The sequence below is a fragment of the Phyllobacterium sp. K27 genome, from assembly GCF_054796155.1.
The window spans coordinates 919471-933440 of sequence record NZ_CM139240.1 but is presented as its reverse complement, the minus strand read 5'-3'; the positions used below and the strand labels follow the sequence as shown (position 1 = coordinate 933440).

General features: G+C 52.3%; 22 protein-coding genes. 6 read left to right on the top strand and 16 right to left on the bottom strand.

Annotation, left to right across the window (positions count from 1 at the left end; genetic code table 11):
* Positions 1-273 precede the first annotated feature (273 nt).
* Positions 274-1326, bottom strand: coding sequence for an IS110 family RNA-guided transposase (locus ACYJL1_RS04630; protein WP_460897251.1), 1053 nt, complete (start codon positions 1324-1326; stop codon positions 274-276).
* A gap of 198 nt (positions 1327-1524) precedes the next feature.
* On the opposite strand from ACYJL1_RS04630, the gene ACYJL1_RS04625 reads away from it, so the two are divergent.
* The 4 genes from ACYJL1_RS04625 (at position 1525) to ACYJL1_RS04610 (ending at position 3144) form a co-directional block, all read left to right on the top strand.
* On the top strand, positions 1525-1797 hold the full coding sequence (locus ACYJL1_RS04625; protein ID WP_460897250.1) for a hypothetical protein: 273 nt from the start codon (positions 1525-1527) through the stop codon (positions 1795-1797).
* Entirely contained in the window at positions 1797-1973 is a 177-nt protein-coding gene (locus ACYJL1_RS04620; protein ID WP_460897249.1) for a hypothetical protein, read from the top strand. Before ACYJL1_RS04625 ends, ACYJL1_RS04620 begins: the two co-directional genes overlap by 1 nt.
* Before the next feature lie 44 nt (positions 1974-2017).
* Positions 2018-2218 carry a hypothetical protein gene (locus tag ACYJL1_RS04615; protein WP_460897935.1) on the top strand — a complete coding sequence of 67 codons (201 nt, stop codon included), beginning with the start codon at positions 2018-2020 and terminating at the stop codon, positions 2216-2218.
* A gap of 404 nt (positions 2219-2622) precedes the next feature.
* Positions 2623-3144 (top strand): hypothetical protein, encoded by a 522-nt coding sequence (locus ACYJL1_RS04610; RefSeq protein ID WP_460897248.1) that lies wholly within the window; start codon positions 2623-2625, stop codon positions 3142-3144.
* A gap of 28 nt (positions 3145-3172) precedes the next feature.
* On the opposite strand, the gene ACYJL1_RS04605 is transcribed toward ACYJL1_RS04610, so the two are convergent.
* The 3 genes from ACYJL1_RS04605 to ACYJL1_RS04595 all read right to left on the bottom strand — a co-directional run bounded on the left by ACYJL1_RS04605 (position 3173) and on the right by ACYJL1_RS04595 (position 4529).
* Positions 3173-3559, bottom strand: a complete 387-nt coding sequence (locus ACYJL1_RS04605; RefSeq protein WP_460897247.1) for a hypothetical protein — start codon at positions 3557-3559, stop codon at positions 3173-3175.
* Positions 3560-3561: 2 nt separating this feature from the next.
* Complete coding sequence (locus tag ACYJL1_RS04600) at positions 3562-4140, bottom strand: Panacea domain-containing protein (RefSeq protein ID WP_460897246.1); 579 nt, start codon at positions 4138-4140, stop codon at positions 3562-3564.
* Positions 4141-4220: 80 nt separating this feature from the next.
* Positions 4221-4529, bottom strand: coding sequence for a hypothetical protein (locus ACYJL1_RS04595; RefSeq protein WP_460897245.1), 309 nt, complete (start codon positions 4527-4529; stop codon positions 4221-4223).
* Positions 4530-4600: 71 nt separating this feature from the next.
* Between ACYJL1_RS04595 and ACYJL1_RS04590 the strand changes: the two genes are divergently transcribed.
* Complete coding sequence (locus tag ACYJL1_RS04590) at positions 4601-5251, top strand: hypothetical protein (protein ID WP_460897244.1); 651 nt, start codon at positions 4601-4603, stop codon at positions 5249-5251.
* On the opposite strand, the gene ACYJL1_RS04585 is transcribed toward ACYJL1_RS04590, so the two are convergent.
* Positions 5252-5686 carry a hypothetical protein gene (locus ACYJL1_RS04585; protein WP_460897243.1) on the bottom strand — a complete coding sequence of 145 codons (435 nt, stop codon included), beginning with the start codon at positions 5684-5686 and terminating at the stop codon, positions 5252-5254.
* Between the two features lie 382 nt (positions 5687-6068).
* Here ACYJL1_RS04585 and ACYJL1_RS04580 point away from each other — a divergent pair, with 382 nt between their 5' ends.
* Complete coding sequence (locus tag ACYJL1_RS04580) at positions 6069-6878, top strand: RlpA-like double-psi beta-barrel domain-containing protein (protein WP_460897242.1); 810 nt, start codon at positions 6069-6071, stop codon at positions 6876-6878.
* 13 nt (positions 6879-6891) lie between these two features.
* Here the strand turns inward: ACYJL1_RS04580 and ACYJL1_RS04575 are convergent, their stop codons facing one another.
* The 11 genes from ACYJL1_RS04575 to ACYJL1_RS04525 form a co-directional block, all read right to left on the bottom strand.
* On the bottom strand, positions 6892-9321 hold the full coding sequence (locus tag ACYJL1_RS04575; RefSeq protein WP_460897241.1) for a hypothetical protein: 2430 nt from the start codon (positions 9319-9321) through the stop codon (positions 6892-6894).
* Positions 9318-9569 carry a hypothetical protein gene (locus ACYJL1_RS04570; protein ID WP_460897240.1) on the bottom strand — a complete coding sequence of 84 codons (252 nt, stop codon included), beginning with the start codon at positions 9567-9569 and terminating at the stop codon, positions 9318-9320. The genes ACYJL1_RS04575 and ACYJL1_RS04570 overlap by 4 nt, the downstream gene beginning before the upstream one ends.
* A 256-nt stretch (positions 9570-9825) precedes the next feature.
* Complete coding sequence (locus ACYJL1_RS04565; protein WP_460897239.1) at positions 9826-10191, bottom strand: HNH endonuclease; 366 nt, start codon at positions 10189-10191, stop codon at positions 9826-9828.
* Entirely contained in the window at positions 10188-10364 is a 177-nt protein-coding gene (locus tag ACYJL1_RS04560) for a hypothetical protein (RefSeq protein WP_460897238.1), read from the bottom strand. Before ACYJL1_RS04560 ends, ACYJL1_RS04565 begins: the two co-directional genes overlap by 4 nt.
* A complete protein-coding gene (locus ACYJL1_RS04555; RefSeq protein ID WP_460897237.1) occupies positions 10361-11179 on the bottom strand; it encodes a hypothetical protein in 819 nt (272 codons plus the stop codon). The genes ACYJL1_RS04560 and ACYJL1_RS04555 overlap by 4 nt, the downstream gene beginning before the upstream one ends.
* Entirely contained in the window at positions 11176-11796 is a 621-nt protein-coding gene (locus ACYJL1_RS04550) for an ATP-dependent Clp protease proteolytic subunit (protein ID WP_460897236.1), read from the bottom strand. Before ACYJL1_RS04550 ends, ACYJL1_RS04555 begins: the two co-directional genes overlap by 4 nt.
* Entirely contained in the window at positions 11796-12320 is a 525-nt protein-coding gene (locus tag ACYJL1_RS04545; protein WP_460897235.1) for a hypothetical protein, read from the bottom strand. Before ACYJL1_RS04545 ends, ACYJL1_RS04550 begins: the two co-directional genes overlap by 1 nt.
* The gene (locus ACYJL1_RS04540; protein WP_460897234.1) at positions 12292-12621 is read right to left on the bottom strand and encodes a hypothetical protein; all 330 of its coding nucleotides are present in this window, start codon (positions 12619-12621) and stop codon (positions 12292-12294) included. Before ACYJL1_RS04540 ends, ACYJL1_RS04545 begins: the two co-directional genes overlap by 29 nt.
* A gap of 84 nt (positions 12622-12705) precedes the next feature.
* Positions 12706-12996 carry a DUF6074 family protein gene (locus ACYJL1_RS04535; RefSeq protein ID WP_460897233.1) on the bottom strand — a complete coding sequence of 97 codons (291 nt, stop codon included), beginning with the start codon at positions 12994-12996 and terminating at the stop codon, positions 12706-12708.
* Entirely contained in the window at positions 12996-13748 is a 753-nt protein-coding gene (locus ACYJL1_RS04530; RefSeq protein ID WP_460897232.1) for a hypothetical protein, read from the bottom strand. Before ACYJL1_RS04530 ends, ACYJL1_RS04535 begins: the two co-directional genes overlap by 1 nt.
* Positions 13745-13936 carry a hypothetical protein gene (locus tag ACYJL1_RS04525; protein WP_460897231.1) on the bottom strand — a complete coding sequence of 64 codons (192 nt, stop codon included), beginning with the start codon at positions 13934-13936 and terminating at the stop codon, positions 13745-13747. Before ACYJL1_RS04525 ends, ACYJL1_RS04530 begins: the two co-directional genes overlap by 4 nt.
* Between the last annotated feature and the right edge of the window lie 34 nt (positions 13937-13970).

Below are 13970 nucleotides of genomic sequence, written 5' to 3'. Positions count from 1 at the left end.
GAATGACGGGCCGCTCTGGTTACACAGAGCGACCCGCCAGGCGAGATGGGTTATTGCTATGTGCCTCAGCGAAACGGTGCTGTATTGACAGCGGCCTTAGCGGTGGTTGGCCGCTGGCCTGTCCGTTCTCCGCAGGGCAAATCCCACTATCCTTAGCGTGCTTGGAAGCGCGAACGCAATGCCGGTTTTCTTTGCCCATCTTTTACGTTTCAAGAGGCCACCACAATTGTTCTTATCCCGCCTATACGCAGGCGGCAGCAACTCATGCAGTGACTACGCCTCGCTCGCCGCCGCTCCCGAGATCGACGCTGTTCTAATCCGAGCGTACACCCCACCTTTGACTAGTAATGCCCAGATTATTCGGGCGAGCTTGTTTGCCACCGCCACTGCAGCAACCTTGAACGGGCGTCTAGCTCTCAACCTCTTTGACCAGCGCACCATCCCACTGTCATCTTTGACGGTGCTGAGAACCGTTGCACCCGCGAAATATAGCAACGAGCGAAGTTCACGGTTGCCCATCTTCGAGATATGCCCCAGGAGCACCTTGCCGCCGCTTGAATGTGACTTCGGCGTCAGACCAATCCAAGCTGCGAAGTGACGCGCGGATTTGAATCCAGAGGGGTCTGGAGCGATTGCCTTCACTGCCGCAGCGATTCGGGCTCCCACACCCGGTATCGTCATCAAGCGTCGCATATCCTCGTCGCTCTTTGCCCGCGCATCGATCTCTTGGTCGAGTTTTTTTATGCGTTCTGACAAGCGTTCGATTTGCAAAACGATTTCCTCAAGGGCATCTCTGGCTATCGTTGGAAGGTCTATCCCATCTATGCCACGAACAGCCCCCGCTAGCGATTTAAAGCTCGCAAGTCCCGTATTCGCAGTAAATCCAAGCTCCGCTAGTTGAGCGCGTAGCGCATTCGTAGCCTGCGCTCTTTGGCGAACGAAAAGATTCCGGGCGCGGAAAACCATAGTGGCCGCCTGTTGGTCAACCGACTTAATCGGAACAAACCGCATGGTCTTTCGTGTTGCCGCCTCGGCGATTGCCTGCGCATCCAAGGCGTCGCTCTTTCCGCGTTTAACGAAGGGTTTCACATACGTTGTGTGTACTAGGCGCACCTCATGGCCCAGTTCCGAGATGCAGCGCGCCCAGTAATGTGCAGTTCCACAAGCTTCCAGGGCGACCATACATTGTGGCAGCCGCTTGAAAAAGCCCAACATCTCCGCGCGGCGAAGCTTGAGATCGAACAACGGTGCGCCCTCCTTATCCGCGCCGTGAACTTGAAAGACATTCTTGGCAATGTCTAATCCAATAGTTGCGACTTTCTCCATGACCGGTCCTCCTAAATCGAGTGGCAGAAATCCGCCATTTTAACACGGGGACCGCCGCACCGCACGCTATGAAGGCAGGCAGAAACCGGTCAATGAGTTCGTAGATAATTGACTGTCAGACAACCTTGCCCTAGCGAAGCTCGATCTGAATAACGGCACGGTGTACTTATGAGCGATAATCCCAACGACCTTGGCCTAATGACGCTGAAAGAAGCTTGCGAAAAGATATTTCGTGGGCAATTGACGCCTTCCGCCTTGCGGACCGAAGCTTCAAAAGGGAACCTTGAAATTATCCAGATCGCACGAAAGGATTTCGTTACCCGGGAAGCCATTCGAGCGATGGTGGAAAAGTGCCGGAGGAAGCCCATAGAGCCCACGCCAGCCATCGACACGCGCTCTCCGCCGGCATTCAACGGCAAAGCCGCCCAAGCCGCTCTATTACATCGACTGAACCAGAAAATGAAAAGCTGATGACCGAAAAACTCAATTGGACCAGGGCTCAGATCCGTTCCGCGGCGATCATGGCCAAAGAGCAGAACGTCGCTATCAGGTTGAATGCCGATGGTTCGCTGCAAGTTTCGCCTTATGAACCGAAGGATGCGCCTGCGGCGGTCGAGCCGACCAAGACGAAAGTGATACGGATGTGACGGGCCGCCTCCGTCCAGATGCTATTGCCTATCCTCCACGCGGTATGCCCCGCGAAGTTGCTGCCCGATATATCGGTGTGGGAACCACGAAGTTCGATCAATTGGTGAATGATGGACGAATGCCAAAACCCAAGCGGATTGATGGACGCGTGGTCTGGGACAGATTTGCGCTGGATGCAGCTTTCAGTGATCTGCCGAATGAGCCCGAGAATATCATCGACGCGATCTTGGCGGGCAGACGCTAGATCAGGCGAGTCAAACCTCGTGACAATCCTCGCTTTCCACAGGCGTCCACAAGGCGTGCCCAACGCGCATCCAGTTGACAGTTCAAACTGTTTCGCATCATCTATCGCGATGCGCCTGAGAGGGTCGGCGTGGTAAGGGGGCGCGTTGAAAAAGGCCGACAGCGAAAGTCAGTTTAGATATTTGTGTAAGCAGTGGGCGTCTGAAACGGGCATTCCTATGGATGGCTCCGTAGATCCATCCTATCCAGAATTTATTTCTTGGATCCACTCAAAACATTACAGCTCCGTTTTGAATTTTCAGGCGAGAGGCGGACCTGATGGTTATCTGAGTCGGTGGTTTGATGAAGAATTCAGGCAAACGTGGAAGAACTGACCCACTTCTCTATTAATGTGGAGAATTCTCGTTGGTAGAAGAGCAGAATATTTGGAACACGAAAGAAATCATCCTGGCTGTTGTCGCAACCGGCATCATTTCAGCAGTCTTTTCGGCGTTAGTTGAATTCCTCAAAGCCTATTTCAAGAGACGTGGGGATGCGAGATACGGAGCAATGCGTGCTGCTGTTGCACTTGAAAAGTTTGCAGTTGATTGTTGGGATGCACTCAACACGGCGGACGGAGAGGCTCGGGAAAACCTAGAGACATCAGTAATAAATTTGCCGAAAGCGCCCCTGCTGCCTGATGACATCGATTGGCGATCCCTCGATCTTGGTATAGCTGACGAAATTATGTCGTTCGTGAACCAGAATGGTATGGCGGCGTCGTTAGCGCAGTACGCCCGCGTATTTGAACGCAACCCATATGACTTCCACGAAGCGGTCAAAGAACGTGGGCTAGCCGCCCTAAGCCTCGCCAAGCGCGTTAGACAGAGTGTCAAGATCAAAGGCAGGAACGACTTCGATAGGATATGGAACGATCTTACGAAATAACACTCATGGCCAGCAACTGATCGAGGCACTAAGATATCCCATTTGCATGCGCATATTTGACAATTCGCAATGGTGTTTCATCGGAGTCATAAATACCTGCAGCAATGAGCTCGAATATCTCCGGAGCAAAATCTTCCCTTGTTAGATAATAGTTTTTATCGACAAGTTTGCCGATGCGGGTGGATTGCGAACATTCTGCCATGCGATAGAGCATATAGCTTGGATGTTTAATGAACGGATGGTCGCCAACGTTTAGAACGCAGGTGTTATCGTGGAATTTGTTTGCCTTGATTGATGTAACGGTAATCCTCAGACATTCACCGACCGCACAAGCATCGTTCATGATCACTGTGAGGTGATGTATCTCATTGATTGGCGCTAAGAGGGCCGCAGTGCGGTATGGGACATACGCCATAGCTAGGCTGCAACTTGCGCTGCAATCGTCCGGCGCTCATCCTGTAGATCTTCTGCAAGCGCAACTGGATCCTCTTTATTGAGTGAAGCGAATATAGTCGCCAAGTCGATCGGAATGGAACTGCCATTGGGATCTTTCCATTCGGGGCAATATTTATGAGTCCACTCTGCGAGCTCAAACCTGTCAATATCTTTAAACTCAGCCCAAGTTTCTTCAAGAATACGAAGATCAGATCTACTTAATTCATCCAAATCTTCTTCGATTGTCACTTCGCGAGAAAGAGGGATATCGTTTTTATTCCTCGGTGAGATAAACTCAAGCCACTGATCTTGTCGGACGGCAGCAGCTCCGTCGATGTAGCTATAGGTATAGGAGTTCACAGGTCCAAACGGCATCGACGCATAATTGTCATTTGTGATCGGGTGATCCCGTTGATCAATGCTTCTACGGTCAGCCAAATAAACGAGTTTCGTTGCTCGAAGAATATTGATTTTCCCGCCCGCCCTCACAGCAAAAAAAGCGACCACTTGGGCCGCTTTGCGCGTTTGAAACCAATCAGGGATCGCCGGGACATAAACCATGATGACAAATATAGTCTAGATTCGACAAAATGGATAGTATAGCTGGCATTAGGGCATGTACACCGTAGCCAAAATACCACTCAACTACTATTTAGCCCTGATTTGTTCGATACAGGTCCATGGAGCGCGTTTTCTATCTCACAAGCCATTGCCACTGGATTTTGTCCTCTCGCGTGTGGTGGCTTGATACGGGCCATTCTGACGGCTTCTGCATGGCCATCAATGATTGAGCCTAGCCGGTAGCAACCCTTGCGCGCCGTTTGCTGAATGTAGCCCTCGCGAACCAGTGCCCGGAAGGTGTACGGATCGACGTGAATGATCTGGGGTGCGTCTCTGGTGGTGACGATCCAGTCACGCACGCAGCGCTTGATGTGGCGATAGGTCGGCATGAAACATTGTTCCTCCTCGTCTTGATCGCAGCAGCCGTCGCAGTAATATCACAGATTGACTGGGGGACATCATGAACATGCTGCGATGGTTTTATGCCGCTTGCTTTGCGATGGCGGTGCTCGTGTACGCGTTTACAGACAATTGGCTTATAGATCTGGTGCACATCGCAAATTTAAAGACAGAGAAGTGGTGGGTTAATTGGATTGGAGCACTCAGCGGGTGGGCAGCTTTCGTCGGCGCCTTGATCGCCCTGCCTCATCTTGCCTCTCAAGCTAGGGAAGCACAAAAACAAACGGCATTCGTACTGGGTGATTCAAACCCGGAATTTATTGTGACTCGAGATCGCCAAAAGCGACGAATGATAATGACAGTCCGAAATTGGAACCGCCGCTTGATCATGGTGGATAAATTAACAGTCAAAAATAACGTCGACATAACAGTTTATGATGTATCAGATTATGACGACCCCAGCGTTCCAACATGGCAAATGCAGCGCCAGTTTGGGGAGACCGGGGCCTTTCGCGTATTCGGATGGGTCGACAGAACTCAACCGCCTCCAGCACGACGCTTGAAAATTCTGCTCGCACGCAATGGAGAATACAGCGATGATCTCGCCGTACTTGCGTCGGGGCTGTCCTTGAAAGTCTCTTATCGCATTGTAGGCCAACAGCATGAAAGAGGTGCTGCCGATATTACCACGCTTGAAATTGCGGACGAGTAATTACTTGGTGCGTTGAATTGCCAATCTCATGCACAACCTGGCTGTTGCCTCTGATATCCCTGCTTCGCTTTTGATCCATGGCCCGAAATGACCCCGTGGGAGCGATTTCTTGACCTGTAGGAGGTATTTGCCGATCTCGGCCTTCTCCTCGTCTGTGCGGTGGATGCGAGGCCGGAAAGCTACTGTGCGAGGTGGCGGGCCGGTTCTGGGAAGTGGATCGATGTTCGCTGGTGATGTGAGGTCCAAGTAGGCCCGCTGAGCGTCCTTCTGCTTCTCCAGTGGCAAAGCGCGGAACTCTTGGTAGGTGAGCCCCAGACCCACTGCCAGTGGTGCTATGTGCCGGTTTGGACCACGCACGCGTTGAATCCGTTTCCACTGCCACATGTTTGGCAGGCGATAAATGCCAACGTCTTCAATTTCAATCTCTGTCAGCATGAAAGCACCTGATTGCAGGATGCCTCCTCTTACCATTGTTCACTGTATCATCGCAAGAATTGGTTCAAAGTATTCATAAATATGAACAGTGCAAACGCATATGTGGATAGATTCTCCCCTTCCACTCCTGAACTGATCGACTCTGCTATCGAAGAGCGTATGGTTTACCGCTCAAGGGGGACAAAAGAATGCCAGCGATAAAGGCAGTAGGCGTCGGGAAAATGGTGCTCACGAACAACCATTTTGTGGGATTGGACACTGGCGTGCAGCAACTGATACAGAGATTGTAGCGAGCGGAAATACTTTCCACGACGTTCGTCAACCATTTGACGTAACTGGCAAGGGTCAAATCTCAGGTACGCGAATATCGAACTCCAAAAAAGTGAAGGCTGGACGAAACAAGTCCAAAACGGGCTGGACCAGACCGAACGGCCCGCCATTGCCTGCATTTTGCGACAAGTGCGGAACTGTGTTTCCATCTCGGGCGTACAATTTAGGCGGCACTATTTTCAACCTTTCTGTCAACGAGGAACCATGCCCCGAATGCGGTAACGAACATGCGCTACTCAGCGAAGGCATTTTCAATCTTACAACCGATATCGCTGAGATAGTGAGCGCTCCGGCGTTCACCTATGAAATGTTCGTGAAAATACGCGACGTAACCTCTGCAATAATCGACGATAAAATTGATCACTCTGATGCTCTCCGAGAGATAGAATCTGTAAGCCCGGATCTGACGAAAGTAATAGAGAGAAGCTCTCTATCCTTCAAAGTGGTGGGATACCTTATCGCTACGGTGATTGCAGCAGCGGGCGTCTATGCGGCACTCGAGGCGAATTCCATCGCTAGAGAGGGCAACACGCTCACTCGAGAACAGACTGAAATTATGAGGGCAGAACACAAAATCAATCGGGAACGCTGGGATGCTGAGAGGGCAAAATCCATTAACACTGACAGACTCGTTGCAACAACCCTAGACACCATCTCCAACTGGCTCCTAACCTCTGATGGACAGTGCAAGGAAGATCAATCCAGTGCTGAAGCTGGTGCCCAAAAGGAATCCAAGGCACAAACCACAGCTAAAAGCGGTGCGTCTAAACTCAAGAAGCAGAGCAAGCTTAAGAGTCGCGATAAACGACGGCAGACCGACAAGGAAAGACGGCAATCTTTTGGTGGATCTCGACATAGGTAGCTCTCCTTGCCGCTTAAGCCAGCGTCCACGTGCCAGATGAGGACTTGGCAACCCAGTTAACCTCGTCAACAGCCACCAGCTCTACAGACGTGCCAACTGTTGCCGGACTGTCAGCATAACCGGCTGCCGTCGATGGTGTGCCGTTTATACGAATGACGTCACCCGCACCGGCCCTGATTCTGAGGCCATCTGCATCCATGTTGATGAACTTGAAGCATAGACCTGCCGCTGCTGCTGGCAGTGTGAACTGTACCCGCGTTGTTGCGCCTTGGTTAGTATACAGAGATCCACTGTCATCAATGATGATGGTGGAATTTGCAGCAGCATTGATGATCTTGTCCGGAATTACCGGCACGACCCGCTCCTCCAATCCGTATCTTGTATAGCGACGGGAGCTGCCCACTTTGGCATAGGTCAGTGTATGCGCATAGTTAAAGGTTGAGTTCCATATCTGGCCGACAGGTATGTTCCGATATACTTCATCTTCGAAGACGCTCGGATTACCACCAGCAGCCTCAACATAGACCCGATTGAGGCCGCTGTAGATATTGTCGGAGAAATAGTGCTCGCCCTGAGTATACACCGTTTCTTCCGGTTGGCCGGGGAACAGCGTCAAGTTATCGAATGAGATGGCCCGCTGATCGTCAAGCACCCAGTTAATGCGGGTGAAGTGATTGCCGCTGACCTGCAACCGGCTTGCGCCCCGGATAGTCAGAGCATTTGCGTTTGCACCAACGGAGGCGTCTGTATCAATGGTTCTGCCCCAGTCCTTGACATAGTTGTTCTTGAAATACCCCTTTGTAGTGGCACGGAACTGCGCTGCATTCGCTGTAATCCGGTCAAAGTGCACTCCCTCGACTTCCAGTGTGCGCCCTGGTCCTGTTGGATACACCTCTGGGGCTCCGAAGCCAGCCGTGCAAAGCTTCACGCTGCCACCTGTCACTTTGAGAAGAGTCAGTTCGCGTTTGCCTTGAGCTGCACTCTGGCACAGCTCGAAATCAGTGTTGATAATCTCGCAAGCGTAGCCATCACCAACTGTACCTAGAGAATTGTCACCTGTTGCATAGATCGCATTGTCACCCCACCCACGGTAGAAACTGTTGCTGATCCGAGTGTAGATGTTCGCCGTCGGTGTATGACCGCTATCAGAGTGACCGTTTGCCGGTAAGACACCGCCATGCGCGTAGGTGCCGTCCTCATAAACTTGTTCAAAATACTGGGTATTAAGAGCAGTGCACGCTTGGCCCGGACCGGTCGTTAACCCCTCAGACGCATCGTAACGCATGTTATGCAACCGAAGAATTCTGCTGGTTACAGTACCCGCAGTGCTGGATGCGCGAATATCAAGAATTGGCACGGTCAAACCTGTGGCAGCCTTTAGTACGCCTCCGCCCAAATTCGACAATGTGATATCTGAGGTGACAATGTTCGGAAGTATCCGATCACCAACGAGGTATTCCTCGTTTCCGTCTATGATAAGTTCGCCACCGCCAACCTCGTTGAGGTAGTTTATCGCGTCCATGAAATTTTGGTGGCTGGACACGCTGGCGGATGGAAACGCCCCAAACTGTGAAGCCCGTACCGTCCGCTTGGTGATAGCAAAATGCTGGCCGTCCGCATCGGTGACATAGCCAGTATGATCAGGGATAGATCCAACTTTTATATAAAGGGCATCACCCTCATCACCAGGAACATCCATGCCCGCAGTCCGGACGAACTGTGCGGCTGGGTTAACCTCAGCAACCTCGACATCGTCACGGGTCGCGAAGTCTTTGATGACGACAGTCGCCGCTGCAGCAATAGCCGCCGCTGCCGCCGCTTCTGCCGCAGCTTGAATAGCTGATGCATCGCCATACGAAAGCAAGCGAAACGAGGTTCCATCATCAACGCATATAACTGCCATGCCGGGAGTGAAATATTCCGCTGGGATCGGATCACCAACATTGGTCACTACCGGCTTGGCAGTGGTTCCATTCACCGAAACAGTGACAGGCCCCGTATTCGCTGCCGTGATATTCAGGACATACAGCGCGCCATAGGCTGCGGAGGGCAGGCCAATAGCCGTAGTGACCTGAATTGAGTCTGGCGTACCAAGATTGGCATTATTCAAATTGATGATGTTGTAAGGCAGAGGCCCGCGCTTGGTCCAAGAACCGACACCGGAAGCGCCAACCTTCTGATATACGCCATCGTCAACAGCCGGATTGCCTTCGCCGGGTGCCGTAATGACCCAAGCCATGACGTTGTTGGTGGGCGATAAGTCACCGTCTAAAGCAGCCTTCGCTGCGCGCACGATAGCGCCCGAGTTCGCCCCGGTCAGAAGACTGAACAGATTGTTGAAGGTGTCGCGCAAATCTCTCTTTTCAGGCTTGAATAGGCCTGACGATGGAACACCGTCAGTCACAAAGTCGCGGAATGCCGTATTGAATGGACGGACGGTCATTTCTTGGTCTCCTGACTGGATTCTGTAGGGCGCAAGTAATCGGCAGCTAGCCGCTCAAAAACATTGGCAATTACATCGTGGGCAGCAATTGTTCCGGTCTCTTCACCATCGGACCGGGTGTCGTCGGCGGTCCGAACGGCCACGGCAGCGACATCACCGGCGGTAAGCACCTTCAACTCAACCAGCTTCCGGCAGAGGTTTTCTACGAAGTACATGACTGCCGTTGTACCGATTTGTTCAGGCCTCATTTGCCATCTCCATTGAGTTCGGTGGTTGGCAACTTTCCGTCAATAAAAATGCCGACGTCATCCATGGGTTGAGTGTGGGTTGAACCGAATTTAACTAACGATAGCAGTGGGATAGCCCTAGTTTGCGATGGGAGGTTTTTCGGTCGTTTTGACGTATTCGGCTGAAATTTCGCTATAACCGAAAAAAAATGTCTCCGTGCGGAACACACGGGTGCGGCCAAAACGGTTTTCTGGGATATTTGATGCTCCCCCCCGGTCATGACAGGAACACCCTCTGCTGATCTTCGCGCTGCTTCTGGCTGTCGTGCCATTCTTTCGAAACCGCCTGAAGGTTTGATGGATCGAAGAACAAGGTCTCATCGCCACCATGGGAGATGATATGATCTACTACCGGTGAGTTAGGCTCTCTCGCTGCGCCTACAAGTAGAACACCTGTCTTCTGGCAAGTGTAGCAGTCGCGGATGAGTATCTGCTTGCGGAGCTTCTGCCACCGTGCACCGTGATACCACTTGCGCCAGTGCTGGGTTTTCTCCCTGTACCGGTCGCGAGCCTTACTGTCACCGGGCGTATATCCCAGCCTTGGTGCCAGCGTCTTAACCATTGGTTTGATCATCTTGATCATTTGGTCCATGCCTCCTGCCAAGCGTGGTGATCGAAGTGGCGGGGCTCGATAGCCATGGGCAGCACAACGCTCTCATGTGCTACTATCTGACCTTCAGCATCGAACGTCTCGACCATCACGGTACGGTTGTCCTCGCAGAGGAACGCTTCTACTTCATGGGCCTGATTGCTCATTTGGCGTCTCTCCCTGCCTTTACGGCCAAGGTCCAAGCCTTTGACTTTCCCGGCTGCTCTTTGGTGGATTCGTTGGCGTGCCACATGCTGCCGTCATAGGTGACTAATGCGCCGCGGCTGTATGAGGAGGCTGCCTGCCAGACACCGTGATATCGGACGCCACCAGCTTCCAGTTCATCGATACGCTTGACCAGCTTCTCGATCGTGGCGTCTCTCTGTTTGAATGCTCGCTGGATTGCTTCTTTGTGGCCAGCGGTGTGAACCATCAGATACCGCAACGAAGGTGCACGCTTGAGCTGCTCCTCGGTAAAGCCGATATTGTCCAATTCTTCCTTGACCCGTTTCTCAACAGCGAGAAGCCAATCCTTGTGTTCAAGCTCCTCGGCAGTTTTGAACCTCTGCCCCTTCGTGAGATCGGTCGAAATATCAATTGTCGCGGGTATTGCTGCGGGTGGCGGTGGAGGAGTCCCCACCAAGGCAGTCCAACCCTTGCCGGTGAGCGGATTGCCGAAGGGAAAGTCTTTCGTTGCCTGCCAGATCACACCGGAATGGACTACGATGTCGCCTTTGCGAAGGGTTTCATCCGGATCGAAAGATGGAAGGGCATTTTGCCCTGCTACCAACCTGGCCTGTATGTTTCGCAACACAGAAACATCATCACGGAGCAACTTGGCTGCGTCTGTATGAGCCGATGAATCCCAATGATGATGCTCAAGCCGTTCGACTTCAGCTTCAATACGTTTGATCTCGGCAGCTACCACTTGATCTGTCAGACCGGCGGGATAATGTTTGGTGAGGAAATCCTGCAAACTCACGGCAGATCCTCCAGAACGGCGTGGATCAATCCATGATGCAAGCACCACGGTAGTGAGGAAGGATTTTCGTTACTGGCTTCTTGTGCGATATCGGCAACAGATGCGCCGGACCGCTCAGCTATGAGGATGGCAATGTCTTGATCAATGGCACGGAGATTATCGAGCTCTTCAGCAAGCTGAGAAGCTGTCCAACTGCCTGTTTCTGAAAAATGGAAACTGGACGGGTGCAGAAGGAAGGTGGAGTTGGGATGGGCAAACCGACAATCTGCAGCCATTGCGATCAACATTGCACTGCTCTGACATGCACCTATGACATGGGCGACTTTCCGCTCGGCTGCATGTAGACGGATCAGACTATGGATAAGTACCGCGGCGTAGCAATCACCCCCAGTAGAATCGATAAAGAGGGCAATTTCTCGAGCGGCTCGAGCGCCGCTTAGCTTCGACAGCACCTCAGCTGCCATTTCATCGGTCACCGGACCTTTTATGGTGATTTCTAAACGTCCTGCAAACTCGCCCTTGGAGCGCAGCTGATCAGCGCGTCGACGGGTGCTGGCTACCTCTTCCGCGTTCGGATCGAGCGTTTTTCCATCATATCCCAATCTTGCAAGGAACATCAGCGCCACCCTGCAATCACCTTCAGCATCGGAGCCAGGTAGGCGTTCTGCATCTGAGGTACGGATTTTAGGGATGTGCTGTTGAGTGTGATCTGGGCTCGGTTGACTTGATTGATCAGTGAGGCGCCAATCGCGGCCAGTTCTTCCATCTCTGCAGCTTTTTGGGCAACGTGGTGCAGATATTCACTGATTGGCTCGCCAAGAGCCGATCGTGACGTCTCCGCGTATTCCTGGTGCAGAATATCCAGCGCTGCGCGTGCGGCTTTCTCAGCCTCAATAAGTGGCTGTAGATCCGCCTCAAGAATGGCAATCTGTTCTGGCGTAACTGTGGACCGACGCTTCAGGCTGCCGTCGACGCTGGCCCGCACCCGGGCATCTTCCAATCGCTTTGCAGCGGATGAACGGGCATCGGTCGCATCCCGTAGGGTTTGCTCAACCGCGATATGCTCTGCACTTCGTTCCGGAAGGTGGAGGACGGCCCTGAAATGAGCCGCCTTATCTGGTTTTTGGACCTTTGCCAGCATCTGCCGAATCCCGATTTGTTTCATGATCGGAATTTAGCAAATCGGATTCCGTGAATTGGTCACGCGTGACAGTTGGTAAAAGGCTAAGGATTAAGCGCTCCAGCGCCCGCTCAGCTTCTTGTCGATCATTATCGTTCCACTCTTCGAGCTTCCCCATTTCGACCAAGCCATCGACGACTAAATAACGTGGAAGCTTCAACTTGAATATGTCTTCGCCGGCGCGCTCGCGGGTTCTCTGATCACGTTTCCGCTGTGCTGCTGTTTTCGCCGGGCGTGTTTCATCAAGCTTGCGTGACGACATGATCGCCTCGCAGAAAATGATTTTTCTTACGGTTTATGACACGGTCACTTGGACGCCGGTACGGGGAGGCAACGACAAAAAGGATCATGCCGCCCCCCCAGGTTGTTGCTGGTAGGAAAGCCGCTTGAGTTCCTTTTCAACAGCACCAAAGAAAGCGCAGAGCATCTCTTCCCGCTGGTCCATTGGAACACCCATCCGGTCAAGCTGGGCAAACAGACCGCCACTGACCTGTGAGAGATAGTTTGCGGCACCTTTTTCGCTGCCTTTGGCAAGAAAGTTGGTGGCGACCTCCCTTACGCGTCCTACACGACGATTGAGAGGGAACACCACGATCTGGCAAGGAGGGCTCCACTCAAGCAAATCCATCTGTCGCATTACGCAGCCCTCCGCTTCATGTTTTTCAGATCGCGCTGGCAAAGGTTGAACGACATCAGTTTGTGAAGAGCAGTTTCTATACGACTTGGATCGACACCCTGCTGCGTAAGCCAATCACGGGCAACTTCAACGTCGTCGGGAGGATCAATCGGATTGTCATCAGAAGAGGACAGAGCCAAGTTCTGATCTGTCGAAGCTGTCTTAGGTGTCCCTAATGTTTCTAAGTAAGTATCTACTTTACGGTGACCGTAAACATTGTTGTTATCAGTCACCGTAAACGAGTTGTTATCAGTCACCGTAATTTTTGAACGTTGGCTGCGGAGGCGACCAGCCTTCAAAGCGGCGCTTTCAACACCCTTGGCATAGGCGGGATTTCGGATGATTTCACCGACCTCAAATGCCCACATAAAGTCGAGTTTAAAGAATAGGCCACGCTCTCCCTTTTTAGGAGCGATATGGTCAGGGACGTCATTACGGTGGATCTTCTTAAGGGCGCCTCCTTTTCGCAATTTGCTGATGGCAGTGCTGACCTTTTCGTCGGTATAGTTTAGTTCGGCTGCCAGCCGTGAAAGTGACGGAAACGCATACCCGAGTTCCGGGTTGTAGAAATCGGCAATTTTCACCGCCACCCGACCTACAACTGTCTCCCGTTTCCATTCTGTCACGGCATTGACTGCATCCCGCCAGTCGAACTTATTGAGTTCGGTCAGTTCCTTCTGGAACCACATTTTTCGAGATGATGGCGCCGTCATAGCGCCCTCACATTGATTAGACGTGCCAACGCCAGGGCTTCACAAGCCTCCAGCGGGGTCAGGTTGAAATGTTCTCTCAGGATAATGACACCGGACCGGTTCGGATCGCGTGGCTGCGTTGCGTACCAGCGAGCGGCGACTTCCACCGCTTCACTGTGTGAGTGCTCGGGAGGGGTGAGATCAGCCATGATCACGCTCCCTTTCTGCGCGGCCGAGTAGGCT

What these genes read in the sequence shown, in the direction of transcription:
- ACYJL1_RS04630 (WP_460897251.1), bottom strand. Translation starts at nt 1,326, where the DNA reads ATGGAGAAAGTCGCAACTATTGGATTAGACATTGCCAAGAATGTCTTT.
- ACYJL1_RS04625 (WP_460897250.1), top strand. Translation starts at nt 1,525, where the DNA reads ATGACGCTGAAAGAAGCTTGCGAAAAGATATTTCGTGGGCAATTGACG.
- ACYJL1_RS04620 (WP_460897249.1), top strand. Translation starts at nt 1,797, where the DNA reads ATGACCGAAAAACTCAATTGGACCAGGGCTCAGATCCGTTCCGCGGCG.
- ACYJL1_RS04615 (WP_460897935.1), top strand. Translation starts at nt 2,018, where the DNA reads ATGCCCCGCGAAGTTGCTGCCCGATATATCGGTGTGGGAACCACGAAG.
- ACYJL1_RS04605 (WP_460897247.1), bottom strand. Translation starts at nt 3,559, where the DNA reads ATGGCGTATGTCCCATACCGCACTGCGGCCCTCTTAGCGCCAATCAAT.
- ACYJL1_RS04600 (WP_460897246.1), bottom strand. Translation starts at nt 4,140, where the DNA reads ATGGTTTATGTCCCGGCGATCCCTGATTGGTTTCAAACGCGCAAAGCG.
- ACYJL1_RS04595 (WP_460897245.1), bottom strand. Translation starts at nt 4,529, where the DNA reads ATGCCGACCTATCGCCACATCAAGCGCTGCGTGCGTGACTGGATCGTC.
- ACYJL1_RS04590 (WP_460897244.1), top strand. Translation starts at nt 4,601, where the DNA reads ATGAACATGCTGCGATGGTTTTATGCCGCTTGCTTTGCGATGGCGGTG.
- ACYJL1_RS04585 (WP_460897243.1), bottom strand. Translation starts at nt 5,686, where the DNA reads ATGCTGACAGAGATTGAAATTGAAGACGTTGGCATTTATCGCCTGCCA.
- ACYJL1_RS04575 (WP_460897241.1), bottom strand. Translation starts at nt 9,321, where the DNA reads ATGACCGTCCGTCCATTCAATACGGCATTCCGCGACTTTGTGACTGAC.
- ACYJL1_RS04570 (WP_460897240.1), bottom strand. Translation starts at nt 9,569, where the DNA reads ATGAGGCCTGAACAAATCGGTACAACGGCAGTCATGTACTTCGTAGAA.
- ACYJL1_RS04565 (WP_460897239.1), bottom strand. Translation starts at nt 10,191, where the DNA reads ATGATCAAGATGATCAAACCAATGGTTAAGACGCTGGCACCAAGGCTG.
- ACYJL1_RS04560 (WP_460897238.1), bottom strand. Translation starts at nt 10,364, where the DNA reads ATGAGCAATCAGGCCCATGAAGTAGAAGCGTTCCTCTGCGAGGACAAC.
- ACYJL1_RS04550 (WP_460897236.1), bottom strand. Translation starts at nt 11,796, where the DNA reads ATGTTCCTTGCAAGATTGGGATATGATGGAAAAACGCTCGATCCGAAC.
- ACYJL1_RS04545 (WP_460897235.1), bottom strand. Translation starts at nt 12,320, where the DNA reads ATGCTGGCAAAGGTCCAAAAACCAGATAAGGCGGCTCATTTCAGGGCC.
- ACYJL1_RS04540 (WP_460897234.1), bottom strand. Translation starts at nt 12,621, where the DNA reads ATGTCGTCACGCAAGCTTGATGAAACACGCCCGGCGAAAACAGCAGCA.
- ACYJL1_RS04535 (WP_460897233.1), bottom strand. Translation starts at nt 12,996, where the DNA reads ATGCGACAGATGGATTTGCTTGAGTGGAGCCCTCCTTGCCAGATCGTG.
- ACYJL1_RS04530 (WP_460897232.1), bottom strand. Translation starts at nt 13,748, where the DNA reads ATGACGGCGCCATCATCTCGAAAAATGTGGTTCCAGAAGGAACTGACC.
- ACYJL1_RS04525 (WP_460897231.1), bottom strand. Translation starts at nt 13,936, where the DNA reads ATGGCTGATCTCACCCCTCCCGAGCACTCACACAGTGAAGCGGTGGAA.